Source organism: Cognataquiflexum aquatile (genome assembly GCF_003316845.1).
Lineage (GTDB): Bacteria > Bacteroidota > Bacteroidia > Cytophagales > Cyclobacteriaceae > Cognataquiflexum > Cognataquiflexum aquatile.
In genome coordinates, this window is the sequence record NZ_QMIK01000001.1 from 119,014 (window position 1) to 144,024 (window position 25,011).

Consider the following 25,011-nt stretch of genomic DNA (forward strand, 5'->3'; position numbering starts at 1 on the left):
TCAATGAGCCGGTTCTGATGGTGAAATGGGGGCATCTGACTTTTTCTTTTTCCCTCCAATGCTTTCGATAAGTACATATAATCCCGGAACCACAATGACCCCGATTATGGTAGCGATTAAGGTACCGCTGAATACCGCCATTCCCATGACTTTTCGGGCTTCCGAGCCTGCGCCTGAGGCAGTCAATAAAGGAACAACACCTAGCATAAAAGCAAGGGATGTCATTATGATCGGCCTCAATCGAAGTTTTGCCGCTTTTAGTGCAGCCTCCAAGAGTGGCGTTCCACCTTCATATTCCATTTTGGCAAATTCCACAATCAGGATGGCGTTTTTGGCGGTAAGACCGATGAGCATCACCAATCCGATTTGGGCAAAGACATTGTTGACATAGCTCGAACTCCAAAAACCTCCCAACCACAAGCCGAGATAGGCCCCAAGGATAGCCGCAGGAACCCCCAACAATACGCTGAAAGGCAGTTTCCAGCTTTCATATTGCGCAGCGAGAATCAGAAACACAAAGACCAAAGCCATCAAGAACATGGTACTTCCGGTGCCTTCAGCGGCTTTTTCCTGATAAGACATGTTGCTCCATGCGATGCTGAGTTCTTTTGGCAGCCCGGCAGCCACTTCTTCCAAGGCCTTGATGGCTTGCGAGGAGCTGAATCCTGCCTTCGGAGCTCCTGAGATTTCAGCCGAACGGTACATGTTAAATCTGTTTGTAGTGGCGGGTCCTGAAATATCTTCCACAGTGGTTACCGTACTCAAGGGAATAATTTCCCCTTTCTTACTTCTCACATAATATTTGGACAAATCGGAGGGGTCGAGACGATCTTCTCCTTCGGCTTGTACAAAGACCTTGTATTGCCTGCCAAATCTGTTGAAATCATTCAGATACGCACTTCCCAAATATGTTGAAACAGTGCTTGTGATCTCTGCCAGGTCAATTCCTAATTTTTCGGCTTTATCGTAATCGATTCTGATTTTCTTTTGGGGAACATTGGACCGAAAGAGGGTAAAGATATTGCCGATTTCAGGTCTCTTTTTCGCTTCAGCTATAAACAGCTGCGCCTGTTCATCCAAAAACTGCGGTGTATTTCCTGACCGATCCTGAAGCTGAAGGGTAAAACCGGCGGAGGTTCCAAGACCTTCGATCGGCGGCGGTCCAAAAGCAATGGCCGAGGCCTCTGACACCAAATTCCGGAAGGCAAAATTGGTTGCAGCTACCAATTCTTTTGCTGTTCGGCTTCTTTCATCCCATGGTTTCAGTGAAATAAACACAAAAGCATTGTTGGTAGAATAAGAACCTGTGATCAAACTGTACCCCAGTACCATGGTCGAATATTCGATTTCTTCAAATCCTGAAAGAATATTTTCAACCTTTTTAGCTACCTGATCAGTTCTTTCAATGGAAGCGGCATCCGGCAATTGGATGTTTACCAAATAATAACCTTCGTCTTCCTCCGGTAAAAATCCTCCAGGAATTCCTTTGCCCAACAAAACCACAAAGACCATGACAACCCCGATGATTATTGCCGAGCGGATTGATTTTCTAGCCACGATCCCGGCAACACCTGTATATCCCAAAGTGAATTTGTCAAAGACTCTGTTGAAACCGTTGAAGAACTTTTGGAGTCCTCCATTCGATTCTTTCTTTGGCTTTAAAAGTATGGCACAAAGCGCCGGGCTTAGGGTCAAGGCATTGAATGCAGAAAACAAAACCGAAATGGCAATGGTGATGGCGAATTGCTGATACAAACGACCTGTGATACCTCCTGCAAAAGCTACAGGCACAAATACTGCTGCAAGAATCAGGGCTATGGCAACCACAGGGCCACCGACTTCTTTCATGGCTTTTTGGGTGGCTTCCTTCGGCTTCATGCCATGTTCTATATTGTGCATCACGGCTTCTACCACCACAATCGCATCATCCACCACCAGACCGATAGCCAAAACCAAACCGAGCAAAGACAAAACATTGACCGAAAATCCCAAAAGAGGGAAAATGATAAAGGTGCCCAGCAAAGAAACCGGCACTGTCAGCAAAGGAATCAAAGTTGCCCTCCAATCCTGAAGGAATAAGAACACCACCAAAATCACCAAAAATACCGCTTCAAAGAGTGTATGGATAATTTCTTCTATACCGACAGAAATTGCCCGGGTAGTATTCAATGATACTTCATATTGGAGGTCTTCGGGAAAATAGTTTACCAAATCATTCATGGTGTTTTGCACATCCTCGGACACCTCCAGTGCATTGGAACCGGGGATTTGAAAAACGACTATGGTTGAGGCAGAATTTGCATTCAACCTACTTGAAGAACTGTAATTGTCCATTCCCAATTCAATTCTGCTGATGTCTTTCAACCTGACTATAGATCCTTTTTCATCAGATTTGACAATGATATTGCCGAATTCCTCTTCTGTCACCAATCTTTCCTGCAGCGCAACCGTGTAGGTGTAATCGACACCCGGAGGGGTCGGGGCTGCTCCGAATTTTCCGCCTGGAGATATGGCATTCTGCTTTCTCACCGCATTGGAAACATCATTTACCGTAAGATCGAGTTTGGTGAGTTGGTCGGGATTCAACCATATCCTCATCGAATAATCAGCCCCACCAAATAGGAAAACGTCACCAACGCCTTTGAGTCGCTTCAGTTGGTCGACGATATTGATATTGGCATAATTGTTCAGGAAAAGTCCGTCATAAGTTTTGTTGGGAGAAGTAAGAGAAACGAGCATCAAAGGAAAAACCAATGATTTCTTGGTCGTAACCCCAAAATTCTTGACCTCTGTCGGCATTTTTGCCGTGGCTTGGGATACACGGTTTTGGGTCAGCATGTTGGCATTGTCCAAATCAGTGCCCACCTCAAAAGAAACCTGAAGCGTCAGCGAACCATCTGCGGCATTTATGGATTTCATATAGAGCATGTTTTCCACCCCGTTCACCTGCTGTTCGATGGGTGTGGCAACTGCCTGTTCGACGTTGACGGCATTGGCACCTGTATAATTGGTGGTAACCTGAACCATCGGCGGGGTGATTTCAGGATATTTGGAAACGGGTATTCCCCGCAGGGTAATCAATCCCATGATGATCATCAGGATCGAAATCACCATTGCAACTATTGGCCTTCGGATGAAAAATTCACTCATAAAAACTGGTCTCAGTTAAAGGTTTTGACTTTATTGATTGGGGGAGTTCTCCGGCCATTTTTGCTCCACTGCTTCTATTTTGGCATCCGGTGTCAAACTTGCAGATCCTACGATGGCTATCCTGTCACCTGCCTTAATCCCTTTGGTAATGATCCATCCATCCTCATATTTTGGCCCCGTTTCCACAGGAACTGCCTTGATTGTACTGGAATCCGTCACAACAAAAACCCTTGAAATATGCTGTAACTGCATGACTGCCCGCTGGGGGACCATAATGGCGTCGGGAAAGGTCTTGATCAAAACCCTTGATTTTACAAATAGCCCCGGTCTCAATACGCCTCTGGAATTTGGAAATCTTGCTTCTATGGTCAAAGTTCCCGTTTTGGGGTCTACCTCTCTATCAGCAAAATCAACTTCGCCCGTCTCAGGATAAAGCGATCCATCCGCCATGATGAGTTGGATATTTTTCTTGGCTCTTTCCAATTCTTCAGTAGTCATTTGTGTCAGTCTGAGGTATTCCCTTTCACTGATCTGAAATCTTACCCGTACTGCACCGATACTGGATATGGTCGTCAAAACGGAAGTGGTACCTGACCTGGTGACATAATCACCCACTCTGAAATTGGAGATTCCCACCAATCCATCAAATGGGGCATATACCCTTGTATATCCAAATTCTATTTTGGCGTTTTCAAGAGAGGCTTCAGCAGCCCTAACCTGGGCTTGTGATGCTTCATACTTGGCTTTTGCATTGTCAAGGTCCTGCTTGCTCAAAGCATTCATATCAGCCAACGGCTTTACACGGCTGAGTTCACCTTCTGCACGCACCATTTCTGTCTGTGTGGCGGTCAATTGACTTCTGACTTGGTCGACCCTGTTTTTATACTGAATGTCGTCAATCACGTACAGCAAATCACCCTTTTTTACAAAAGAACCTTCTTCGAAATTAACAGAAGTGACCCAACCTTCCACCCTCGCCCTGATGTCAACATCAGATTCCCCAAATACCTGAGCTACAAACTCTTCATAAATCGGAACATCCTTTTGAATGGCTTTTACGACATTTACTTTTACAGGAGGAAGGACGATTTCCTCTTTTTTGGAACATCCCATAACCAGGCCGACTGTCACAAAAAACAATGTTGGCTTATACAGGGATCTGATATTGTTTGGATAAAATCTCATAATCTTGAAGGAATGAAAGTCGGAGACCTGAAGTTTTTTGAATTTAATTAGAGGAAATAAAATGGTATAAATTTTTTTCGATAGAACCCAAGTGGATGAATATTTCCTGATTTTTTGATTGCTGAATGTTTATTGATGAGGCTAAGTTTTCTTGGAATTAAAATTTGAATGCGTGGAGAAAATCTCGTGGGGTGCTAATTGGTTTCCAGAATTATTGGACTTAAAACCGGAAAATCATGATAGAAATTTAAACCAAATTAGACATTTAGAATTCCAAAATTGCAATTAGAAGGAAATATCCTCGTTTGTGCGACAATTATTTATGTTCGAAAATAGAAAGAAAAACCAAACATGACAATAATCAGGTTTGCGGTCAACAAAAAATATATGATATTCTATTTATCCTTACAAAATTTGGAATCCCAATCAAATTTCAGAACAGTGGGAATCTTCAACAGAGGGAAAAATGGAAAAAATACTGCATTTGGTTTTTTACTTCTTACTTTTTCTGGCTGTTTCTTCCTGCAATGAAACAAAGTCCCCGGAGGAAAAATCCATCCTCTCAAATCACAATGAAAAGGATTATATCAAGGCCATTCCGGGCGAAAACCAAGAACTTGATGTTGCACTTGTAAAAAAAGGAGAGGTGTTGGTGGCGTATTCGGATTGCTACGACTGCCATAAGGAGGATAACCGTGCCAAAGGACCGGCTTTCAGGGACATTGCCAAAAGATATCCTGCCAATCAAATTTATGTTGAACATTTGGCCCGGCAGGTGATCCGGGGAAGCAGAGGTTCTTGGGGATATCCTGTCATGAGTCCCCATCCCCAAGTAAAGAAAGAGGATGCGGAAGCCATGGTGACTTTCATCCTCTCTCTCAAGGGTCAGTGATTTTAGTTTATTTTACCGCAATGAGTGCTAAGGTTTTCGCAAGGTGCGGAGGTGGGATTGATTGATTTACCACAGAGGGCACAGGGAGCACAGAGAATAGGAGGTTTAATTTTCTCCCGCAGATATCGCAGATTGACGCAGAAGGTCTACAAACAATCAGTCCGCCGCGGCGGAGCGAAATAATAGTAGCCATGGGTAAGGTGCTAAATCAATCTTCATTCCTTCACAAATCCCCATGCACCGCAGCCAACGGTATATTGGAACAACAATTATGGATTTGAGTGTGAGTAGAATTATGTTATGCTACAATTATAAATAAGTTTAAAATTTTAACCTTAGCTTCAAAATTCGTATAATTGATAAAAAAGCCATGATCATAGAAAGAAGCAAAGATGAGGTGATATTCAGGTTGCCTGGCAACACCAACATAGACGATCTACAAGATTTGACTGACCTTTTTGAGTTTAAGGAAATATCCGGTAAATCGAAAGCTAAACAAAAAGAGGTGGATGATCTTGTGAAGGAAATAAAAAAAGGAAGATGGGAGAAATCCAAAGATAAACTTGGATTATGAGAATTGTAGTTGATACCAATGTGGTGTTTAGTGCAATGTTAAATTCAAACAGCAAAATTGCCAAGATTTTTCTCCATCCCAAAAGCAAATTTAATTTTTACGCTACCGAAAGGTTATTAGATGAAATTGAGGAACACTCCGAAAAATTAATGAAGCTATCAGGATACTCCGAAGCTGAGTTTAAAAGGATTTTGGCTATTTTTACCCGTAAAATCAGGTTTATAAATTTAAGATTAATTCCTAAAAATGTTTTTGAAAAAACTTTGGTCCTAACTGAAGATGTCGATATCGACGACACAGAATTTGTAGCTTTGACGGAACACATTAAGGGTAAGTTTTGGAGTGGGGACAAAGCATTGCAAAAAGGACTCAAAAATAAAGGATGGAATAGATTTATTACAACAGATCAGCTTTTTGGGATAATTGATTTAAAATAAATGTGAAATAAACTTTTTTAGGCAAATTAAAACTTAGTCGAAAGTTCAAAAATATAATAAAACATACAATGGATTCAAGAGCAACCAATCCTGCTGTTTTTCTTTCCTAGTCCTTTCCTCTTTCCTCTTATCCTTATCCTATGCGGCTCTCTTATCCTCTGAGGATTTGCTTGAGGAAATATTTTTTAACCGCAAAGGACGGCAAGGTTTCGCAATGGTCGCAAAGGGTCTAGGAGCTCTAGCCCCATCGGGGCGAAATATTGGTAGCCATGGGTAAGGTGCTAAATCAATCTTCATTCCTTCACAAATCCCCATGCACCACAGCCCATGGTTAAATAGGAATTCCGTTATTATTATTTCGGTTACGGATTTTATAAATAGGAGAACCTCCAATACCGAAATGGTAGGGGTGTTTTTTCTAATACAATTGTTTAATCTATTCTTTATGGATTGTTTTCTGTCACTTTTTGTCTTACCACAAAAAGTAACCATCCCGATAGCTATCGGGAGGCAAGAAATTTTAATCCTATCCACACACAATACCACCGCCGGCCCGGAAAAATTTCTGGCAGCCCACCAGTGTTTCATAATATTACTTTTTCGAAAGAGGAAGATTACTCTCTGCCGATGTTTGTGTCTCCACAAACATATTTTTTCTCTGTGGCTCTGCGTGAGGTATTTTTCCATTTACCAGAAAAAAGCCCCGTCGGGGCGAAATAATAGTAGCCATGGGTAAGGTGCTAGGACTAACCATATACTATCACAAATCTCCCTGCACCGCAGCCCATGGAAAAAAGAAGTGCATTAGTGGGGTATTTCGGTCATGGATTTTGTAAAATAGTAGAATCCTGATTACCGAAATGGTAGGGGTATTCTAGTAAGTTACTTCAAGGATTGTGTAGATGGAATGTAGCTCAAGGGTAACCCGGAGGCGGAGTATCCCTAGCTAGGACACGGAGTATCCCTAACTCAGACACGGAGTATGGGTAGCGGGAGTATAGGAAATGGTGGGCGGGACTATACCTGAGGGGTAGGGGAACATGCCCAAATACCATGACATGATTCTACTTTGGAATATTTCACTACTATCAGTTTTTTGAAAAATACCCTGTTTACGGGATAGGGAACAAAACATTTTTTGAACTAGATTAGCAAATCAGAAATTAAATCCTCTAGTGAAATACCTACATGGCCAAACAGAGGATGATTTTGATTTTGCAGTTCGCTTTATTTCCCTGAAATCAGAATTGGAAGCGCAGTTGCAGGAGGAAGCCCAACTCAATGAAATCATTGCAGAAAACCTCAATAAAATAGAGATGCCATGAAGAAAGCCTATCCTGATTTACGATTAGTGCAAGTAGGGCTTGCACAAACTGATATTGAATTTGATTTAATGGTATCGCAAAATTCGATACCTTCTAAACAAAGTCTCGGAGGCGCTCGGCCAATTGTTTTTAAAGAAAGGGAATTAGATAAAAAAAGCAATGTGCAAAAAATGCATATTCCTGTTTCTGATAAAACGGTTGTCAATTATAATCTGGAGGTTATCATCTCAGTTCGTTACCGTGTCAAGTCCAAACAAGGCACCCAATTCCGGATTTGCGTGAATAATTAAAAAATAGTAATCCTATGGAGTTCACCATAAGCCATATAGAAAACAAAATTTTCACTGTAAGAGGGATGCAGGTAATGCTCGATAGTGATTTGGCACTTCTTTACGGAACAGAAACTAAGTTTATAAACAGAGCAGTAAAAAGAAATCCTCTTAGATTTCCTGATGCTTTTATTTTTCAATTAACAGAAAGAGAATGGATTGACTTGAAGTACCATTTTGGAACCTCAAGTGAACATGGGGGCAGAAGAACAATGCCATATGTATTCTCAGAACAAGGGGTATCTATGCTTTCTGCTGTTTTAAATACTGATTTTGCCATTCAAGTAAGCATCCAAATCATGCAAGCCTTTGTTTCAATGCGGAAGTTCCTGATAAACAATGCTTCTGTTTTTCAGCGACTTGACCAAGTTGAACTCAAACTTCTGAAAACAGATGAGAGGCTGGAACAGATTTTTAAAGCCTTAGAAGCCGGACAGCCCAAACCCGACAAGGGCATCTTCTTCGAAGGACAGATTTTTGATGCCTATGTATTTGTGGCAGACCTCATCAAAAAGGCAAAAACAAACATTATTCTGATAGACAATTATGTGGACGAAACTGTGCTGAACTTGATGGTAAAGCGTCCTAGAAACGTTACGGCTACAATTTATACCAAAACCTTAAGCAAGCAGTTTCAGCTTGACGTCACCAAACATAACAGTCAATATCCTGAAATAAAAGCAGTAGAATTTAGCGAAGCCCATGACCGATTTTTGATTATAGATGGAAAAGAACTTTACCATATTGGTGCATCGCTCAAGGACCTAGGCAAAAAGTGGTTTGCCTTTTCGAGAATGGATTCGTTTGTCAACGAAGTCCTGCAAAAATTAAAAGAAGGAGAAAAAGACGGATAACGTCTGAACAGCCTAGCAAGGAAAGTGAAACTGACAGCCGAAGACTGTGATACGCTTTTCCATGAAAGAAGGAGTTCTAGTATCGGTAGGACAAGGTGGGTGGGACTATACCGGAGAGGTAGGAGAACATGCCCAAATACCATGAGATGATTCTACTTTGGAATATTGCACTTCTATCAATTTTTTGAAAAATACCCTGATCACGGGATGGGGAAAAAAGAGATTTTAGGAGTAGATTAGCAAATCAGATTCGAATGCCGATAATAACCCACTGATTCATTGCAAGGGAGAAAGTGTGGAACGCATAAAGAATCAATTCATTAAAAAAATTTCATCTATATGAGTAATTAAAATGAGCTCCTTTTACATGAGCGAATCACAAAAGCCATTTATTTGATTCGAGACCACAAGGTGATGATCGACAATGAATTGGCTGAAATGTATGGTGTAAAAACAAAAAGACTTAATGAACAAGTCAAAAGAAATATTGACCGGTTCCCTGAAGACTTCATGTTCCAGCTGACTGAAGAAGAATGGGAAAACTTGAAGTCGCAATTTGCGACCTCAAGTTGGGGAGGCCGTAGGACCCCTCCTTTTATGTTCACTGAACAAGGTGTAGCCATGCTTTCGTCAGTCATTAACAGCCCTATTGCGATTCAGGTTAACATTTCAATTATTCTAGTTTTTGTAAAAATGAGACAGTGGGCAGCCAACTACGAAGATTTGCTGAAAAAAATAGATGACCTGAGGGAGAATCAAAGCGAGCACAATGAACATATCAGAAATATTTACAAAATAATAGAAGAACTAGTAAGGCCGGCATTCACGGAACGCAAAAAAGTAGGATTTAGAAAAGATTAACGATGGGTAAGGGAATGTGGGTGGGACTATACCGGAGGGGTAGTGGAACATGCCCAAATACCATGACATGATTCTACTTTGGAATATTACACTTCTATCCATTTTTTGAAGAATACCCTGTTTACGGGATAGGGAACAAAAGGATTTTTGAACTAGATTAGCAATACAATATTAATCCAATAACCGGTAACATGGATTATCAGATTCTAATTTTTCTAATTATCATCATTGTAATTCCGATAATTAAATGGTTTCTGTTTGAGGAAAAGAGAAAGCGTCGACGAGACTATTATAACAACGAATATCTCAAATCGGATGCTTGGAGCCGAAAAAGGTATGTCGTGCTCAAGCGGGATAATTGGCGCTGTGTCTATTGTGGGAATAAAGCGACCCAGGTGCATCATAAAAAATACGCAAAAAAGGTCATCGGTAAAGAACCAATAGAATGGCTTGTATCCATCTGCCAATCCTGCCATGAAGCTAAACATAGATGAGTAGCTTAAATGTGAAGCTACTGCCACCTGCTATTCTGAATGAAAATAGTTAATTCATCAATCAAAATTCTCATGTTTTGTAATTTGTTTCGGATGAAATAATTATGCTAAACTTCAAATAGCGGAAATCTTAGAAATTCCTGCCCAAATATTAATAATGTATTTGAAAGAATATATAGATTGCATACTTTTGTTACTTATAGTCAACTATAGAGAATGGTAAAGAAAGCAATACTAAACGAATTAATTAAGAAACAAGACCTAAATAGTCTTGAACAGCATTTGATATTTTCCTACTTAACAAATAATAAACTTGATTTTACAAAAAGCCCTATCTTAACAGACTATTTTAAGGGTTTTGAACAAGATATGAAACTATATTTTGACACTTCTCCTTTGGAAATTGGAACCATTAAAGACCTTGAAAACCATTTAGAACTTATAATTCCTCAAAGAGACCGTAAATTGAATGGTGCTTTTTTTACACCTGATTATATTGTGGATTTCATCATAAACGAATTAAAACCTGAAAGCAACCATAAGAATCTTGACCCAAGTTGTGGGTGTGGGGCATTTTTAATAGGATTGACTGAATATTATAAAAACACTTTCGGAAAGCCGATTCAAAGCATTATAAAAGAAAATATTTACGGATCAGACATTCTAGAATACAACATTCATCGCACTAAATTAATCTTGACAGTTTATGCATTACAAAATGGAGAAATTTTAGATGACTCAGATTTTAATTTATACCATCAAGATAGCTTAAAAGCTAATTGGAGGCTGCAATTTGATAATATTGTAGGCAATCCGCCATACGTAAAATTTCAAGACCTTACAGATGAAAACAGAGAATATTTAGTGAATAATTGGACAACAATAGAGGGGGGGACATTTAATCTCTATTTCGCATTCTTCGAATTGGGTTATAATCTATTGACACAAACCGGAAAATTAGGGTATATAACACCTAACAATTATTTCACATCATTGGCGGGGGAGGCAATTCGTAGGTATTTCCAACAAAAAAAGTGTGTTTCAAGAATTATTGATTTTACACACAAAAAGGTTTTCGACGCACAAACCTATACTGCTTTGACTTTTTTGAACAAGCAAAAAAATGAAGCTATCAGTTTTGACAGATTGAAAGAGGGATATAATCCAAAAGATTTTTTGGAAATCGCAAATGGTTCACTAAATTATTTAAATGAGTTAAATCCAAAAAAGTGGAGACTTCTTAAAACTGACGAACAAATAAATATCAGAACAATTGAAACTATTGGCACTCCAATAAGTAAACTTTTTGATATTTGTGTAGGTATTGCTACCCTAAAAGATGATGTGTTTTTTATTGATGGAAGAGACTTTAAAAATGGTTATTTTTTAAAAAATACTGAAAAAGGAAATTTTGAGATTGAAAAGGAAGTCACAAAACCCGTTTATAAAATTTCTGATTTCAGCAACCAAGAAGAAGTAGAAAAAAATACAAGAAGAATTATTTGTCCTTACAATATCAAAAAAGGAGTAGCAACGCCAATCTCCGAAACTGAATTTAAAAAGAAGTTTCCAAAATGTTACGCTTATTTCCTCGCAGAAAAAGAAGCTTTATCAAATAGAGACAAAGGAAAAGTAAAATTTGAACCATTTTTTGTTTGGGGTAGAACACAAGGCCTAACAAAAAAAGGTAAGAAAATTTTAAACCCTACATTTAGCCGAGAACCCCGTTTTTTGCTAATCAAAGAAGAAGATTCGTTTTTCACAAATGGTTACGGCACTTATTTTCGAGAACAAGAAAGTAAAAACTCATTGTTTGGTGACACCTCGAACCCAATTTCAAGAATTGAAAACATAGATGTAGTTCAAAAGATCCTTAATTCTTGTTTAATGCACTATTATGTTAGCAAAACGAGTGTTTCAATAGAAGGAGGTTTTCCTTGTTATCAAAAAAACTTTATTGAAAAATTTTCAATTCCACATTTTTCAATTTCTGAAATGGATACACTTCGTTCGCTTAAAGAAATAGATGAAATTGATGACTTTCTAATAAATAAATATCAAGTTAATATATTAAGGCCAAATCTTTGTTCGTAAATATCAAGTAATGTTCTTGCAAAGCCATCGAATTGTAAATTATCTATGCTAGCAGAGGAATTTGCAGGAAGTAAATTATCTTGAATTAGTTGTTGAGTTGAACTATAAATTTTTATTGGGTTTTGTGAAAAATCTGCAATAATTAATGCCACACGTTCATATTTGAAATCATCATCGCGTTGACCTTTTCTCAAATTTAATGCAGAAAAACCTTTGATGTACTTTTCCAATTGCCTTGCAGTTGCAGGGGTAAAATTGTTGTAGATAGGATTATTTTGGGCAATTTGAGAAGAATTTAATTCTTTAACTGAAATCAAATACATTTCTCCCAATACCATTTTCGGTACACGTCTATGAAGGTTTAATGGTTCTGCATAGGTTCTTTCAAACATAGTATCAACATTATTTCCTAAACTACTCAACTGAGTCCGAACGTTAACTGACAATATATGTTCGGTAAATAATTCTCCATAAGGTTCAATTACACCTGTACTATATAATCCATTAAAATCCAATGATTCCAAACGAGGATTTAAATTGTTTGGGAAAATACATACATCTTGCTTTTTAAATTTTAAAAATCCAGCTAAAGTTATTTCAGGGTTCGCTCTCCCAATATTAGGCTTAATGAGTGTAGAATTCACTCCCTCCAAAATAAAAGCAGATTTTACAGTTTCATGTAACAAATTGACAATTTGCTGTGAAGTGATTAATGAAGTCTTTGCCACAGCGCCTCCTGACCGAATAACATCTTCAATTGCCAATTTTATGATTTCTAAGGATTCCAAAAGAGACAAAGGACTTTGGGCTGTTAAGGCAATCCTTCTTTCAATATCTAGTTTAATTTCTCGAAGTGTTCTCAAAGACATTGCTTATAAAAAATTCTTTTAATGTTACATTTAGTGCATTGGCAATCTTTTCAACATTAACAATTGAAACATTCCTTTGACCGTTTTCAATACTTGCAATGTAACTTCTATCCAAATCGGCTGCAAACGACAAGTCCTTTTGAGACATATTAGAAAGTTCCCTTAGTTCTTTTATTCTGTGACCGACTTTTAGTTTTACATCCACAACCGCAAAAGTTCTAATTTGTTGACTATAAATCAAAGACTATAAGTAACAATTAAATATTTTGCAAAATACGGAGATATAATTTTCATTAAAAAGGAGCTTAAGGTATATTTCCAGTCCTCTTATCTCCAAACAGTCTTTTGCCCCGTTTACTGCCCGATAGTACGGGACCCAGAATTAGAGCATGGCTTCTTTGGTGATTTGAAAATAACAGAATATAATGGATTTTTTAATTTTATATATTGCAGAGTATTTTAATCGGATCTTTTTGAAAATGGATAAAAAAGCCTTTACTATTCAGAGTTTTGAAGAAGCTGCTGACCTTCAGAAACATTATGATGTCTTGCCTGAGGAAGAAAAAGAGAATCTATTTTTCAAACTGATGCAGGAGGCTTATGGCATTGTAGGCAATGATTGGCCAAAGATGGATAAGAGTCATTTTGACATAATACCCCTCAAATTTCACTGTAATTTATCTCGTCACCCCTAAAAAAAAAAGATGCAAGGCTAATTCCCCTACATCCCGTTTTGTAAATCAATATTCAAAACTGATCTCTACTTTAAACCAAAAAATCAGGGTTTTTGTATTTTGGTTTGGGGTATTTGTAGAATCCCTCTCCGGATTTTTCTCCGAGTTTTCCTGCATCGACGTATGTTTTTAGCAGGGCTGCAAAAGCTTGGGAGGCTTTGTCAGGTTGGTTTTTGGTCACATGCCAAGCGGTCTCCAATCCGATTGTATCCAAGATTCCAAAGGGACCTTTGGGCATGTTGAAGTTGACCATCCAAGATTTGTCAATGTCCTCAATCGAGGCGATGTCGTTAACCAAAAGCTTTCCTGCGGCGCCAATAAATGACATCAGCATGGTATTGAAAATATAGCCGTTATTTTCCTTTTTGACCAAAACGGGAACCTGTTCCAAGGACCTGCCAAAGTCCATCAGTAGCGCAATCAGTGCGGGGTCTGTACCCGGATGCGGCATGATGTCGACCACTTTTGCGGTAAATACATCATGGAAATGCAGGGCACAAAATTTGGAAGGGCGGCCTGAAACGTCCGCAAACATAGACGGCAGCAGGTAGGAGGTATTGGTGGTAAAAATGGTTTTTTCAGGGGCGATTTCTCCAAAGAGTTTCCATACTTCCGTCTTGACGCTCACTTCTTCCAACACACTTTCATTGATAATATCTGCCTCATGGACAGCGACTTTTGGATCTTTGGTAAAAGTGATCTTTTCGATGGCCATCAAACCGGATTCGGATTCCAAGCCACTTGCTTTGGCAAGTTTGGTGACTATCGTTTCCATCACTTCTTTTGCGCTTTTCAGGGATTTGAGATTGATGTCATAAAGGGAAACCTCATATCCTGACAGGGCTGCCTGAAGGGCAACACGGGTTCCCAATGTACCTGCACCTAGAACACAAACTTTTTTGATTTTCATAGTTTAAATTTTATTGGTTTGGATACTGTTCATCGCTTTTTTTCCACAGGCATCTACTACATGGATCAATGCAGAAAACCTTGGATCTTGGGCAAAGCCCATTGTAAATCTTTTATAAATCTGCTGGGCAATCACAGCTACTTTGAATAAACCATAGGTATAATAAAAAATCATATTTTCCAAATTGAGGGGGCTTTTGGAGGCATAATAGTCAATGGCTTCGGCCCTGGTAAAATTGCCTTCCATGAAGCTCAGGTTAAACATTTTGAGGATATCCGAGTCTCCTGCTTCCGCCCAATAAGCCAAAGAGGTGCCAAAATCCATCAAAGGATCTCCGACCGTCGCCATCTCCCAATCCAAAACAGCTTGAATGGTAGGGTCCTGAGGACTGGCCAAGACGAGGTTGTCAAACTTGTAATCATTATGGATGAATCCGATATTTTCGCTTTTGGGGAGATTTGATTTGAGCCAAGCACTGACTGCTTCCAATTCTTTCAGTTCGTCCGTTTTTGCATTGAAATACCGCTCTGACCAACCCAAAACCTGTCTTTCCACATAGCCTTCGGGTTTTCCCAATTGGGACAAACCCGATCGTTCAAGCTCCAGGTTATGGAGTTCCAATAATCCATCTATTGTGTTTTTGGACAGTTTTTGGAAATAGTCCTTTCCGAGAGCCATGCCCTCGGGGATTTTATTCCTGAGAATCAGACCATCTACTTTTTCCATGATGAAAAAAGGTGCCCCGATGACCGTTTCGTCCTCACAGCATAAAATCGGTTTAGGAATTTTGCCATATCCGGCTTTCTCCAGCGCCTCCAAAATCCGGAATTCCCGGACCATGTCATGGGCTTTGCTGATTTTCATTCCCAAAGGCGGCCTTCTCAGGACAAATTGCCCATCAGGGGAATTGATCAAAAAAGTAAGGTTGGAATACCCTCCCTTGAATTGGGAGATCACCGTACTTTGAGGATCGAGATTCAGTTTTGCTTCCAAAAAAGGAAAGAGGTTTTCGAGACCTTGAGGTTCCTTGTTCATTCTTGGGAATAGTTTTTTAGGATTCTTTTTGCCAAAACTGATTTATGTACCTCATCCGGCCCGTCGTAAATCCTTGCCCCGCGCTCATGTCGGTACCAAAATGAAAGCAAAGTGTCATCGGTTATTCCCAATGCCCCATGTACCTGAATGGCTTTGTCCAAGGTAGTCATCAGGACATCAGAGACAAAAAACTTGATCGTAGAGATGTCCTCTTTGGCGGCTTTCGCTCCTTCCTGCTCGATCTTGAGTGCAGTCATCATCACCATCAGTCGGGAAGCCTTGATGCCGGCAGCGGCCTCGGCAATCCAATTTTGGATGGTTTGTTGGTTGGCTAGAGGTTTGCCGGGATCCAATTGTCTGGACAAGGCACGCCTGCACATCATTTCCAAAGCCCGCTCACAGATTCCAATCCATCGCATGCAGTGGTGGATTCTTCCCGGTCCCAATCTTTCCTGTGCCAAGGCAAACCCTTGTCCTTCTTCCCCAATCAGGTTGGAAATCGGAACCCTGCAATCGGTAAACATCACTTCCCCATGAGATAGGTAATCTTCGCCGACATCACCCATGATTGGGATATTTCGGAGCAATTTGTATCCGGGATTATCCAAAGGAACCAATATCATGCTTGCCCTCAGGTAAGGATTGGGGTTAGTCGGATCTGTCAATGCCATGACGATGGTAAAATCCGCCCCATCCGCAGCCGTGGTAAACCACTTATGACCGTTGATGATATATTCATTTCCTTCTTTGACAGCAGTGGTCGAAAGGTGAACAGGGTTGCTGCCGGGATTATTGGGTTCGGTCATGGCGAAGCAACTCCGGATTTCACCCCTTTGGAGCGGAACAAGGAATTTATCCTTTAGCTCTTTGCTGGCAAAGCGGTGCATCAGTTCCATATTTCCGATATCGGGTGCATTGCAATTGAAGATGTAATGTCCAATGGGGCTTTTTCCCAACACCTCAGAAATACTCGCAAACTCAGTCAGGTCGAGGCCCAAACCTCCGTCTTCCTTGGAAAGGTGGGGGGCGAAGAGCCCTTCCTTTTTTGCCAGTTCCCTCAAGGATTTCAACTTCGGCAAAACTGCCTTGAAAGAACCATAAACAGCTTCCTGTTCCAAAGGATGGACATGGGTTTTGATAAATGTCTCGTACCGAGATACCAAGTCCTGCACCTCTTTCGAGGCAAATATTTTATTGAATTCCATAAGGTTGAAAATTAAATGGTAAAACCTCCGTCGGCTGTCAAGGTAGCTCCGGTGGTGTAGGAAGAAGCTTTGGATGCTAAAAAGAGCGCCATGGCACCGATTTCCTCGCTTGTTCCCACCCGTTTGATGGGGAGGGCTTTCATCATGTGCTCCATGATTTTATCATTGCTCCAAAGGGCCTCTGAAAACTTGGTTTGGATCAATCCCGGGCAGATGGTGTTGACACGGATTTTATGGTCGCCCCATTCTTTGGCATATACTTTTGAAAGGGAAATCAAGGCCGCCTTGCTGACACTGTAGATTCCCAATCCTTGTTCAGGCGATATGCCGCCGATCGAACTGATGTTGATCACTGCCGCACCCGAAGAAGCGCGGAGGTAAGGAAAACATAAATTCATCAGGTGAAAAGGGGCTTTGACATTGACATCCATGATCTTGTCAAAGGCTTCGGGAGTTGTATTGTGAACCGGTCCAAAAACAGGGTTTACTGCAGCATTGTTGACCAAAATATCGATTTGTCCATATTTTTCGATGGTCTTTTTGACCAAGCTGTCCAACTCTTCCATGCGGCCCACATTGCAGGCAATGGCGGAAACTTCATAACCCTTGCTCTTGAGTTGGGAAGCCATTTCATCCAATGCTTCCTGCTTTCTGCTGCTGATTACGACTTTGGCTCCTGCAGCAGCAAAAATCTCTGCGATACCGAAACCTATACCTTTGCTGGCACCTGTGATGATGGCCACTTTGTTTGCCAATGAAAATAATGCAGATAAATCCATAATTGTTATTTGGGTTTTTAGATAGGCTACAAGATAAAAATTAAAGCATTTAATGGCTATTCGGATAAGAAAAATATTATGCATACCGAGTATTTTTTATAACTTCATTTTTGAATTAAGATAAAAAACTCAAATGGATATCCGCTTCTTTGCCAGTAACCCTTTGCTTTTCTTCAAACTAGAAGGAAGACGGAAGACCGAAGTACTGGGCATTTCGTTCTGCAGACGAGATTTAATATAAATCCAATCTAGTGACATCTTTGCGCACAAACATAAAAACTCAATTTAACAGAATTATGAAACAAGTAATTTTTCACCAAACAGGCCTTCCTTCAGAAGTGTTGCAACTTGAAGAAGCCCCCGTGCCACAGCCAAAACCGCATGAAGTCAGGATCAAAGTAACTGCACGCAACATCAATCCATCGGACATCATGTTTGTTAGGGGTATGTATGGCATCACACCCAAACTACCAAGCAGCGCCGGATTCGAAGCTGCCGGAGTCGTAGATGCATCCGATGAAAGCAACTCAATACCCGTAGGTACCAGAGTGATTTTTACCGCTATCGGAACCTGGAAAGAATATGTTTGCATTCCTGCTGCATTGGTTATCCCTACACCGCAGGGAATGACAGATGAGGTAGCCTGTCAGGCTTTTGTCAATCCTTTGACAGCATTTGGAATGATTGAAACAAGTGGACTGAAAGAAGGGGATTGGCTTCTGATCACTGCGGGGGCTTCTGCTTTTGGCAAATTGGCCATCCAAATGGCGCACCATAAAGGCATCAAAGTCGCCTGCACCGTACGTAGGGACGACCAAAAGGAAATGCTACAATCCATCGGTGCGGACCTTGTCATCAATACTGAAAAGGAAAAACTTCAAAAGGTAATTGCCGAACAAACCGGAGAAGGTGTCTCTGTTGTATTTGATGCAGTAGGAGGGGTTCTCGGTGCCAAAGCCATCGCAAGCTTAAAATCCGGCGGGAAAATGATGGTTTTCGGATTGCTGAGTCTGGAAAATATTCCTTTGAATTCCGGCTTGTTGATCTTCAAAAATCTGAAAGTTGAAGGTTTTTGGTTGACAACCTATATGGAAAACCTGAGTCCCGAACAAAGAAAAACGGTATTCAAAACTGTGTTTACCTATCTTCTTTCCAATAAAGTAAAGGTAGATGTGCAGGATTCCTTTCCTTTGGAGCAATTCAAAGAAGCCCTTGAAGCCTACGAAAAAGGTGGAAGAAACGGAAAAGTATTGTTGGTTTCCAAATAAAAAAAAGGAGAGATTTTTCTCTCCTTTATGCTTTTTTATGATGACGTTTTTTCCTTCGTCATTCTGAACCGCAGCCCGCGGAGGTGAAGAATCTCTTTAATGAGACACTTCTCTACGTTCAGTGTGACGACCAAGATATTCACGTCTTCCTGAGTGGTCAACATTTTTAGAAATGTTCAGAAAAGGAAATGACGGTTGTTGCGTCATCTTGAATCCGAGGTACGAGGATGAAAGATCTCTGAATAAGGAGACACTTCACTACGTTCAGTGTGACGACCAAGATATTCACGTCATCCTGAATGGTCAACATTTTAAAATGTTCTGAAAAGGAAATGACATATACTAAAAACCCCCAACGGGGGTTGAACCATTAATAGCCCCGGGTTGCAACCCGGGGATTCAGAGCGATTGCGAAATTCAGTCCAACCCCAAAGGGGTTGAACATCCCGAGTGAAACAAATTCTGTAATTGGAAATTCAATAGGAATAAGCCCATTCAAAAGTAAATTCCGAGTAAAAAATCGGCCTTAGCCAAAACAAAGAGTTTGGATTTTTGAAGGTGGATAGGATTTGGCTAAAGCCGGGGAGCAGGGTGGTTTTATTTCCCCTCCAGCTAAAGCAGGAGGAAATTTAATAGGAAAAATAAGTCTTATTGAAATCATTATTAAGATATTCTAAGCTCAGGTGATGTCATTGGTAGTTCAATAGGAATGTGGCTTTAGCCCATTCACAAGTAAATTCCGAGTAAAAAATTGGCTTTAGCCAAAACGATGAGATTGGATTTTTGAAGATGGATAGCATTTGGCTAAAGCCGGGGAGCAAGGTGGTTTTACTTCCCCTCCAGCTAAAGCAGGAGGAAATTTAATCGGAAAAATAAGTCTTATTGAAATCATTATTAAGATATTCTAAGCTCAGGTGATGTCATTGGTAGTTCAATAGGAATGTGGCTTTAGCCCATTCACAAGTAAATGCCGAGTAAAAAATCGGCTTTAGACAAAACAAAGAGTTTGGATTTTTGAAGGTGGATAGGATTTGGCTAAAGCCGGGGAGCTCAGTGGTTTTATTTCCCCTCCAGCTAAAGCAGGAGGAAATTTAATCGAAAAAAAAGAATAACCCCTTTCACTAAAACAAACTTCCCTGTACAGGTTGTACTTTTTGAGCCTGAAACGTTCCTTTGAGCATGTCTTGGAGCAATCGGTTGAAAGAGGGTTTCCAGGTTTCTAGGTTGATTTTGGCCTCTTTTCCTTCGAATCCAACCGGACCCAACAGCCTTTCATATCCTACCAACATGGCCCATATTGTGTAAAAAGTAGCCTCGGGCTGTAATTCAGGCCTGATGCTTCCGTCTTTTATTCCCTGAACGACCATTTGGGTGCCGATTTTGCCACAATCATGGTGGACCTCAAGGAGCTTTTGAAAATGCTCACTTGCCAAAACCAAAGGATCGATATTTGACTTCAGGTTTTCATCATTGTAAAGCTGTACCAAGCCCATGAAATTCAAAATGGCATCATAAAACATGCGGTTGTTTTTGGCAAACTTGAAGTAATTGTTTGAAAGTTCTATCAGCATGTCCAGCCCGTTTCTGCCTTTGATTTTGATGATATCGCGGAATACGTCTTTCAGTTCATCGAAGGCTTTTTTGGTCACCGCCATGTACAGGTCTTCTTTGTTTTTATAATAAAAATAGGTGAGTCCTTTGCTTATTTTGGAAGCTTTGGCCACATCTTCCATTTTGGTGGCATGATAACCTTTCTCTGTAAAAAGCTTAATTGAAGCCTCTAAAATCAATTTTTCTTTCTGTTGTCTTTCCTGAGCTCCCATATTTAAATAGTATTCGAATTAGGGTCAAAGATATTAAACGTTGGTCATAATTCCCTCCTGAATTTTTTTAAATTGGTATGAGTAAAATATACTTGTTTGAGATATTCCTGAAAAAGAAAAATGAGTATCCGCAATGTTGCACGTTGGGCTATAGGAGATTGTATCGAATGCGGGTACACATTAAAAAGAATGGAATTGGCATTGAAAATAGGTAATAAGAAAAATAAACCCCAAAAAAAAGCCCTGAAAATCAGGGCCTACATTGGTTTAATCGACTTTGATGATGTAATAATTCTTCTTTCCTTTTTGTACCAACAGGTATTTTCCCTGAAGGAGATTTTGGGATAAAGCTGCATTTGGATCGCTTACTTTCTCTTTGTTGATCGAAACCCCGCCACCTTGGATCATTTTTCTTGCCTCACCTTTGGAAGGAAAGATAAGTCCATTGGTTTTTTCTGACAAAAGGTCTACCACATTTGCAGCCGACTCATACTCAGATTTGGAAATCTCTGCCTGTGGTACGCCATCAAACACCTGTAGGAATGTCCGTTCATTGAGTGTGGCGAGGTCCTCTGTGGATGATTTCCCAAAAAGAATTTCTGAGGCTTTTACCGCCATGTTGTATTCATTTTCGCCATGGACCATGATGGTAACCTGCTTGGCGATTTCTTTTTGGATTACCCTGAGGTGAGGAGCTTCTGTCTGTTCTTTTTCCAAGTTTAGAACAGTTTCCTGATCCAAAACCGTGAAAATCCTGATATACTTAGACGCATCCTCATCAGAGACATTCAGCCAAAACTGGTAAAACGCATAAGGTGAGGTCTTTTCAGGATCGAGCCAAACGGAACCGCTTTCAGTCTTTCCAAACTTAGTACCGTCTGCTTTGGTGATCAAAGGAACCGTCAAGGCATAGGCACTTCCCCCTTCCATTTTGCGGATCAATTCTGTCCCGGTGACGATATTTCCCCATTGGTCAGAACCCCCGAGTTGGATGGCTACATCCTTGTTTTTCCACAAATGATAGAAATCGTATCCTTGGATCAGTTGGTACGAAAACTCTGTAAATGACAGGCCATTTCCGTCTTCCAACCTTCTTTTGACCGAATCCTTGGCCATCATGTAGTTGACGGTAATGTATTTGCCTACATCCCGGATGAACTCCAAAAATGAAAATTGGGACATCCAATCGTAATTATTCACCAGTTCGGCCTTATTCAAAGTTCCTTCTCTGAAGTCCAAAAAATGGGACAATTGCTTCTGAAGGCATGACACGTTGTGGTCCAAAGTGGCTTTGTCCAAAAGATTTCTTTCTGCTGACTTGAAACTCGGATCACCGATCATCCCTGTAGCCCCTCCCACGAGCGCATAAGGTTTGTGGCCCGCCCTTTGGAAATGGAGCAAAGTCATCACCCCGACAAGGTGACCGATATGCAGTGAATCAGCTGTCGGATCGAATCCAAGGTAGGCAGATGCCATTCCTTTGTTCAGGTATTCTTCGATCTCCGGGGTCATATCCTGAAGCATTCCTCTCCAGCGCAGCTCTTCAATAAAGTTATTCATGGGAAACTCTGATTTTTTGAAGGTGCAAATATAGTTTTTTGAATTCCTCATTCAGAGAAATAGTGCGAATTCTTGAACCTGAAATTGAATTCCCTTTCCAAATACTTGTCACAGAGGGATTGATTTTGGCCGTAAGTGAACATTAAAGACCGTCTTCGGACAAAGGGGAGTGATTAAATGTCGTTTTTTCAATAATTTCAAGCCTTTCTTTGGCTTGATCCTTGTCGTGCTGCATTTATTGTCCAAAGCCACTCCATACTATAACCAAAATGATTTCAAATTACTTTAAGGTTTCCCTGAGAAATATCATCCGTCACAAAAGCTATTCCCTCATCAATGTTGTCGGTTTGGGAGTTGGATTGGCAACTTGCCTGCTTATTTTTCTTTGGATCCATGACGAATGGAAATTTGACCGATTCCACAGCAACTCCGATAGAATTTTTACAGTCATGCTTAACAATACCTATGCGGACGGTTCCATATCCTCTTATGGCGCTACCCCGGTGAATCTCGCTGAGGTGATAAAAAGTGACATTCCGGAGGTGGAGATTGTTTCACAGACAAGCATGGACGCCGAGCTTCTCTTAAAATCCGGAGATAAGGCATTCCTTCAAAATGGCATTTACAGTGATCCCGGGTTGTTTCAGATTTTCAGTTTTCCCGTTGTAAAAGGAGACAAGGTGAATCCCCTTGCCAACAGAAAAGTCATCGCCATTTCAGAAAGCCTCTCCAAAAAATTATTTGGAAGTGCTGATCCAATAGGGAAATTCATTCTGGTGAATGGGAGGCATGAGTTGACAGTCGGGAGTGTCTTCTTGGATGTACCTTCAAATTCAAGTATCAAGTTTGATTTTGTCCTGCCATTTGACCTATTCAAAGAAGAAAACCCTTGGACCAGAAATTGGCAGAGTGGGGGATCACGAACTTACGTCGCCTTGCACGAGGAGGCCGATCTGGATGCGACAAATCAAAAAATTTCCAACTTGATCAAGAAAAACTGTGCTGAATGTACCAGCACGCCCTTTTTATTCCAGTTTACAAAATCCAGGCTTTACAACAAATTTGAAAACGGACAAATTGCCGGAGGAAGAATAGACCAAGTATGGCTGTTTTCTGTGATCGGTATTTTGATTCTTGTCATGGCCTGCATCAATTTTATGAACCTAGCCACTGCAAGATCCACCACACGTAGCAAAGAGATCGGTATAAGGAAAGCGATCGGTGCAGGAAAAACAGGTTTGGTAAAGCAATTCCTCCTTGAATCCATGCTGCTATCATTTTTTGGTCTCCTAGTAGCCATAGCTTTGGTCAGTCTGATTTTGCCTTATTTCAATGAATTGACAGAGAAAAATATTTCTTTGGAAAATACCGATTCAATAATCCTCTTGGGAGTAGTTATAATGACTTTGGCTTGTGGCCTTTTGGCAGGGTCTTATCCTGCTTTTTTTCTTTCTTCCTTCAGACCTGTGGCGGTTTTAAAAGGGGATTCGGGTTCACAGTTAAAAGGAACAACCTTAAGAAAATCCCTGGTAGTAGGTCAATTGGCTTTGTCCACTATTTTGATCATATGCAGCTTGGCTGTATACAAGCAAATTGAGTTTATCAGCAACAAGAACCTTGGATACCAAAAGGAACAAATTATAGTAATTATTGCCCAAGAGTCCATTTTGAAAAATCACGGGGCTTTTAAAAATGATCTCCAAAATTTTGTGGGGATAGAAAGTGTGGGCCTTGGGGGAAGTGATATTCTGTCAATCCCTATCACTGCCAATGATATTTCCTGGAATGGTAAGTCTGAAAGTGATAACATCACCTTCAAAATTCTCCGCTGTGATGAAGATTTCCTGCCTACGATGGGAATTCCATTTGTCACAGGCTCCAATTTTTCTCCGGACCAAAACCCTGAAAACCCAAAATATATCATCAATCGAAAAGCCATGGAAGTAATGGGAATCTCCCAAGATGAAATAATCGGGTCTGAGTTGGAGGCTTGGCATGGTCTGGGTCAGGTGATCGGTGTTACGGAAGATTTTCACAACAATAACCTGAGGGAAAACATCGAGCCGATGGTTTTTTTGTACAGCCCAAACCTCGGATTCCACTACTATGTCAGGACAAATCCCAATTATGGGATGGAGGAAATTTTGAGCCATATGGAAGCAACGATGAAAAAATATAGCCCTGATTATCCTTTTGAGTATACTTTTTTGGATGAAGCATTCCAAAGAGAATACCAAATGGAACAGGTGATAGGCAAGCTTTCCATGGGATTTACGGGTATAGCTGTACTTATAGCCTGTTTGGGATTATTCGGTCTGTCCTCATTTTCAGCCTCTAAAAGAGTCAAAGAAATGGGAATCAGAAAAGTAATGGGCGCATCCTCCGGTCAATTGATCTTATTGTTGGGAAAGGATTTTTTCAGGTTGGTTTTTATCGGTGTGCTTTTAGGGTTTCCTTTGGCATGGTATTTCTCTAAAATGTATTTGGCTGAATTTGCTTTCCATACCCAACTCAGCGTTTGGGCATACCTGTTTACCACGATGTCATTGTTGGGGATTGCACTTCTGTCTGTTACCTACCAATCCATGAAAGCTGCCTTGTCCAATCCTGTTGATTCCCTGAGAAATGAATAA

22 protein-coding genes are annotated in these 25,011 nt (G+C 40.5%); 12 read left to right on the plus strand and 10 right to left on the minus strand.

Going from position 1 to position 25,011, the window contains the following annotated elements:
- Nucleotides 1-3,150, minus strand: coding sequence for an efflux RND transporter permease subunit (locus tag DQW11_RS00545; RefSeq protein ID WP_113922050.1), 3,150 nt, complete (start codon nucleotides 3,148-3,150; stop codon nucleotides 1-3).
- A 30-nt stretch (nucleotides 3,151-3,180) separates the two neighbouring features.
- A complete protein-coding gene (locus DQW11_RS00550) occupies nucleotides 3,181-4,335 on the minus strand; it encodes an efflux RND transporter periplasmic adaptor subunit (RefSeq protein ID WP_232826638.1) in 1,155 nt (384 codons plus the stop codon).
- Between the two features lie 466 nt (nucleotides 4,336-4,801).
- Here DQW11_RS00550 and DQW11_RS00555 point away from each other — a divergent pair, with 466 nt between their 5' ends.
- From DQW11_RS00555 to DQW11_RS00600, 9 genes are all read left to right on the plus strand, one after another.
- Nucleotides 4,802-5,227 (plus strand): c-type cytochrome, encoded by a 426-nt coding sequence (locus tag DQW11_RS00555; protein WP_113922051.1) that lies wholly within the window; start codon nucleotides 4,802-4,804, stop codon nucleotides 5,225-5,227.
- 370 nt (nucleotides 5,228-5,597) lie between these two features.
- Complete coding sequence (locus DQW11_RS00560) at nucleotides 5,598-5,801, plus strand: hypothetical protein (protein WP_113922052.1); 204 nt, start codon at nucleotides 5,598-5,600, stop codon at nucleotides 5,799-5,801.
- Nucleotides 5,798-6,238 (plus strand): PIN domain-containing protein, encoded by a 441-nt coding sequence (locus tag DQW11_RS00565; RefSeq protein ID WP_113922053.1) that lies wholly within the window; start codon nucleotides 5,798-5,800, stop codon nucleotides 6,236-6,238. The genes DQW11_RS00560 and DQW11_RS00565 overlap by 4 nt, the downstream gene beginning before the upstream one ends.
- A gap of 1,175 nt (nucleotides 6,239-7,413) precedes the next feature.
- A complete protein-coding gene (locus DQW11_RS00575) occupies nucleotides 7,414-7,563 on the plus strand; it encodes a hypothetical protein (protein ID WP_198669817.1) in 150 nt (49 codons plus the stop codon).
- Nucleotides 7,560-7,853, plus strand: a complete 294-nt coding sequence (locus tag DQW11_RS00580; protein ID WP_113922055.1) for a virulence RhuM family protein — start codon at nucleotides 7,560-7,562, stop codon at nucleotides 7,851-7,853. The genes DQW11_RS00575 and DQW11_RS00580 overlap by 4 nt, the downstream gene beginning before the upstream one ends.
- Before the next feature lie 14 nt (nucleotides 7,854-7,867).
- Entirely contained in the window at nucleotides 7,868-8,746 is an 879-nt protein-coding gene (locus DQW11_RS00585; protein ID WP_113922056.1) for an ORF6N domain-containing protein, read from the plus strand.
- Nucleotides 8,747-9,139: 393 nt separating this feature from the next.
- Nucleotides 9,140-9,607: an ORF6N domain-containing protein gene (locus tag DQW11_RS00590; RefSeq protein WP_232826639.1), complete on the plus strand. Its 468-nt coding sequence runs from the start codon at nucleotides 9,140-9,142 to the stop codon at nucleotides 9,605-9,607.
- 191 nt (nucleotides 9,608-9,798) lie between these two features.
- A complete protein-coding gene (locus DQW11_RS22600; protein ID WP_113922058.1) occupies nucleotides 9,799-10,101 on the plus strand; it encodes an HNH endonuclease in 303 nt (100 codons plus the stop codon).
- Nucleotides 10,102-10,317: 216 nt separating this feature from the next.
- Nucleotides 10,318-12,195, plus strand: coding sequence for an Eco57I restriction-modification methylase domain-containing protein (locus DQW11_RS00600; RefSeq protein ID WP_113922059.1), 1,878 nt, complete (start codon nucleotides 10,318-10,320; stop codon nucleotides 12,193-12,195).
- On the opposite strand, the gene DQW11_RS00605 is transcribed toward DQW11_RS00600, so the two are convergent.
- Together DQW11_RS00605 and DQW11_RS00610 are read right to left on the minus strand one after the other, a co-directional pair.
- A complete protein-coding gene (locus tag DQW11_RS00605) occupies nucleotides 12,159-13,058 on the minus strand; it encodes a hypothetical protein (RefSeq protein WP_157965984.1) in 900 nt (299 codons plus the stop codon). The two genes, DQW11_RS00600 and DQW11_RS00605, sit on opposite strands and share 37 nt — an antisense overlap.
- Nucleotides 13,036-13,269, minus strand: coding sequence for a helix-turn-helix domain-containing protein (locus tag DQW11_RS00610; protein WP_198669818.1), 234 nt, complete (start codon nucleotides 13,267-13,269; stop codon nucleotides 13,036-13,038). Before DQW11_RS00610 ends, DQW11_RS00605 begins: the two co-directional genes overlap by 23 nt.
- A 220-nt stretch (nucleotides 13,270-13,489) precedes the next feature.
- Here DQW11_RS00610 and DQW11_RS00615 point away from each other — a divergent pair, with 220 nt between their 5' ends.
- Nucleotides 13,490-13,759, plus strand: a complete 270-nt coding sequence (locus DQW11_RS00615) for a hypothetical protein (RefSeq protein ID WP_113922061.1) — start codon at nucleotides 13,490-13,492, stop codon at nucleotides 13,757-13,759.
- A 70-nt stretch (nucleotides 13,760-13,829) separates the two neighbouring features.
- On the opposite strand, the gene DQW11_RS00620 is transcribed toward DQW11_RS00615, so the two are convergent.
- From DQW11_RS00620 to DQW11_RS00635, 4 genes are read right to left on the minus strand one after another with little or no spacing between them, the layout of a single operon-like run.
- On the minus strand, nucleotides 13,830-14,708 hold the full coding sequence (locus DQW11_RS00620; RefSeq protein WP_113922062.1) for a 3-hydroxyacyl-CoA dehydrogenase: 879 nt from the start codon (nucleotides 14,706-14,708) through the stop codon (nucleotides 13,830-13,832).
- Between the two features lie 3 nt (nucleotides 14,709-14,711).
- Complete coding sequence (locus tag DQW11_RS00625) at nucleotides 14,712-15,743, minus strand: phosphotransferase family protein (RefSeq protein ID WP_113922063.1); 1,032 nt, start codon at nucleotides 15,741-15,743, stop codon at nucleotides 14,712-14,714.
- Nucleotides 15,740-16,948 (minus strand): acyl-CoA dehydrogenase family protein, encoded by a 1,209-nt coding sequence (locus tag DQW11_RS00630; protein ID WP_113922064.1) that lies wholly within the window; start codon nucleotides 16,946-16,948, stop codon nucleotides 15,740-15,742. Before DQW11_RS00630 ends, DQW11_RS00625 begins: the two co-directional genes overlap by 4 nt.
- Nucleotides 16,949-16,959: 11 nt before the next feature.
- Nucleotides 16,960-17,727 carry an SDR family NAD(P)-dependent oxidoreductase gene (locus DQW11_RS00635; protein ID WP_113922065.1) on the minus strand — a complete coding sequence of 256 codons (768 nt, stop codon included), beginning with the start codon at nucleotides 17,725-17,727 and terminating at the stop codon, nucleotides 16,960-16,962.
- A 296-nt stretch (nucleotides 17,728-18,023) separates the two neighbouring features.
- On the opposite strand from DQW11_RS00635, the gene DQW11_RS00640 reads away from it, so the two are divergent.
- Nucleotides 18,024-18,995, plus strand: a complete 972-nt coding sequence (locus tag DQW11_RS00640) for a zinc-dependent alcohol dehydrogenase family protein (RefSeq protein WP_113922066.1) — start codon at nucleotides 18,024-18,026, stop codon at nucleotides 18,993-18,995.
- A gap of 1,121 nt (nucleotides 18,996-20,116) precedes the next feature.
- Here DQW11_RS00640 and DQW11_RS00645 read toward each other — a convergent pair.
- A complete protein-coding gene (locus DQW11_RS00645) occupies nucleotides 20,117-20,818 on the minus strand; it encodes a TetR/AcrR family transcriptional regulator (protein WP_113922067.1) in 702 nt (233 codons plus the stop codon).
- A gap of 267 nt (nucleotides 20,819-21,085) precedes the next feature.
- Nucleotides 21,086-22,378, minus strand: a complete 1,293-nt coding sequence (tyrS, locus tag DQW11_RS00650) for a tyrosine--tRNA ligase (protein ID WP_113923141.1) — start codon at nucleotides 22,376-22,378, stop codon at nucleotides 21,086-21,088.
- 269 nt (nucleotides 22,379-22,647) lie between these two features.
- Between tyrS and DQW11_RS00655 the strand changes: the two genes are divergently transcribed.
- A complete protein-coding gene (locus tag DQW11_RS00655; RefSeq protein WP_113922068.1) occupies nucleotides 22,648-25,011 on the plus strand; it encodes an ABC transporter permease in 2,364 nt (787 codons plus the stop codon).

Excerpts from the sequence above, each read along its gene's own strand:
- DQW11_RS00580 (WP_113922055.1), top strand. The coding sequence starts at position 7,560 with ATGAAGAAAGCCTATCCTGATTTACGATTAGTGCAAGTAGGGCTTGCA.
- DQW11_RS00560 (WP_113922052.1), top strand. The coding sequence starts at position 5,598 with ATGATCATAGAAAGAAGCAAAGATGAGGTGATATTCAGGTTGCCTGGC.
- DQW11_RS00545 (WP_113922050.1), bottom strand. The coding sequence starts at position 3,150 with ATGAGTGAATTTTTCATCCGAAGGCCAATAGTTGCAATGGTGATTTCG.
- DQW11_RS00620 (WP_113922062.1), bottom strand. The coding sequence starts at position 14,708 with ATGAAAATCAAAAAAGTTTGTGTTCTAGGTGCAGGTACATTGGGAACC.
- DQW11_RS00630 (WP_113922064.1), bottom strand. The coding sequence starts at position 16,948 with ATGGAATTCAATAAAATATTTGCCTCGAAAGAGGTGCAGGACTTGGTA.
- DQW11_RS00550 (WP_232826638.1), bottom strand. The coding sequence starts at position 4,335 with ATGAGATTTTATCCAAACAATATCAGATCCCTGTATAAGCCAACATTG.
- DQW11_RS00645 (WP_113922067.1), bottom strand. The coding sequence starts at position 20,818 with ATGGGAGCTCAGGAAAGACAACAGAAAGAAAAATTGATTTTAGAGGCT.
- DQW11_RS22600 (WP_113922058.1), top strand. The coding sequence starts at position 9,799 with ATGGATTATCAGATTCTAATTTTTCTAATTATCATCATTGTAATTCCG.
- DQW11_RS00640 (WP_113922066.1), top strand. The coding sequence starts at position 18,024 with ATGAAACAAGTAATTTTTCACCAAACAGGCCTTCCTTCAGAAGTGTTG.
- tyrS (WP_113923141.1), bottom strand. The coding sequence starts at position 22,378 with ATGAATAACTTTATTGAAGAGCTGCGCTGGAGAGGAATGCTTCAGGAT.
- DQW11_RS00655 (WP_113922068.1), top strand. The coding sequence starts at position 22,648 with ATGATTTCAAATTACTTTAAGGTTTCCCTGAGAAATATCATCCGTCAC.
- DQW11_RS00615 (WP_113922061.1), top strand. The coding sequence starts at position 13,490 with ATGGATTTTTTAATTTTATATATTGCAGAGTATTTTAATCGGATCTTT.
- DQW11_RS00600 (WP_113922059.1), top strand. The coding sequence starts at position 10,318 with ATGGTAAAGAAAGCAATACTAAACGAATTAATTAAGAAACAAGACCTA.
- DQW11_RS00565 (WP_113922053.1), top strand. The coding sequence starts at position 5,798 with ATGAGAATTGTAGTTGATACCAATGTGGTGTTTAGTGCAATGTTAAAT.
- DQW11_RS00625 (WP_113922063.1), bottom strand. The coding sequence starts at position 15,743 with ATGAACAAGGAACCTCAAGGTCTCGAAAACCTCTTTCCTTTTTTGGAA.
- DQW11_RS00555 (WP_113922051.1), top strand. The coding sequence starts at position 4,802 with ATGGAAAAAATACTGCATTTGGTTTTTTACTTCTTACTTTTTCTGGCT.
- DQW11_RS00585 (WP_113922056.1), top strand. The coding sequence starts at position 7,868 with ATGGAGTTCACCATAAGCCATATAGAAAACAAAATTTTCACTGTAAGA.
- DQW11_RS00635 (WP_113922065.1), bottom strand. The coding sequence starts at position 17,727 with ATGGATTTATCTGCATTATTTTCATTGGCAAACAAAGTGGCCATCATC.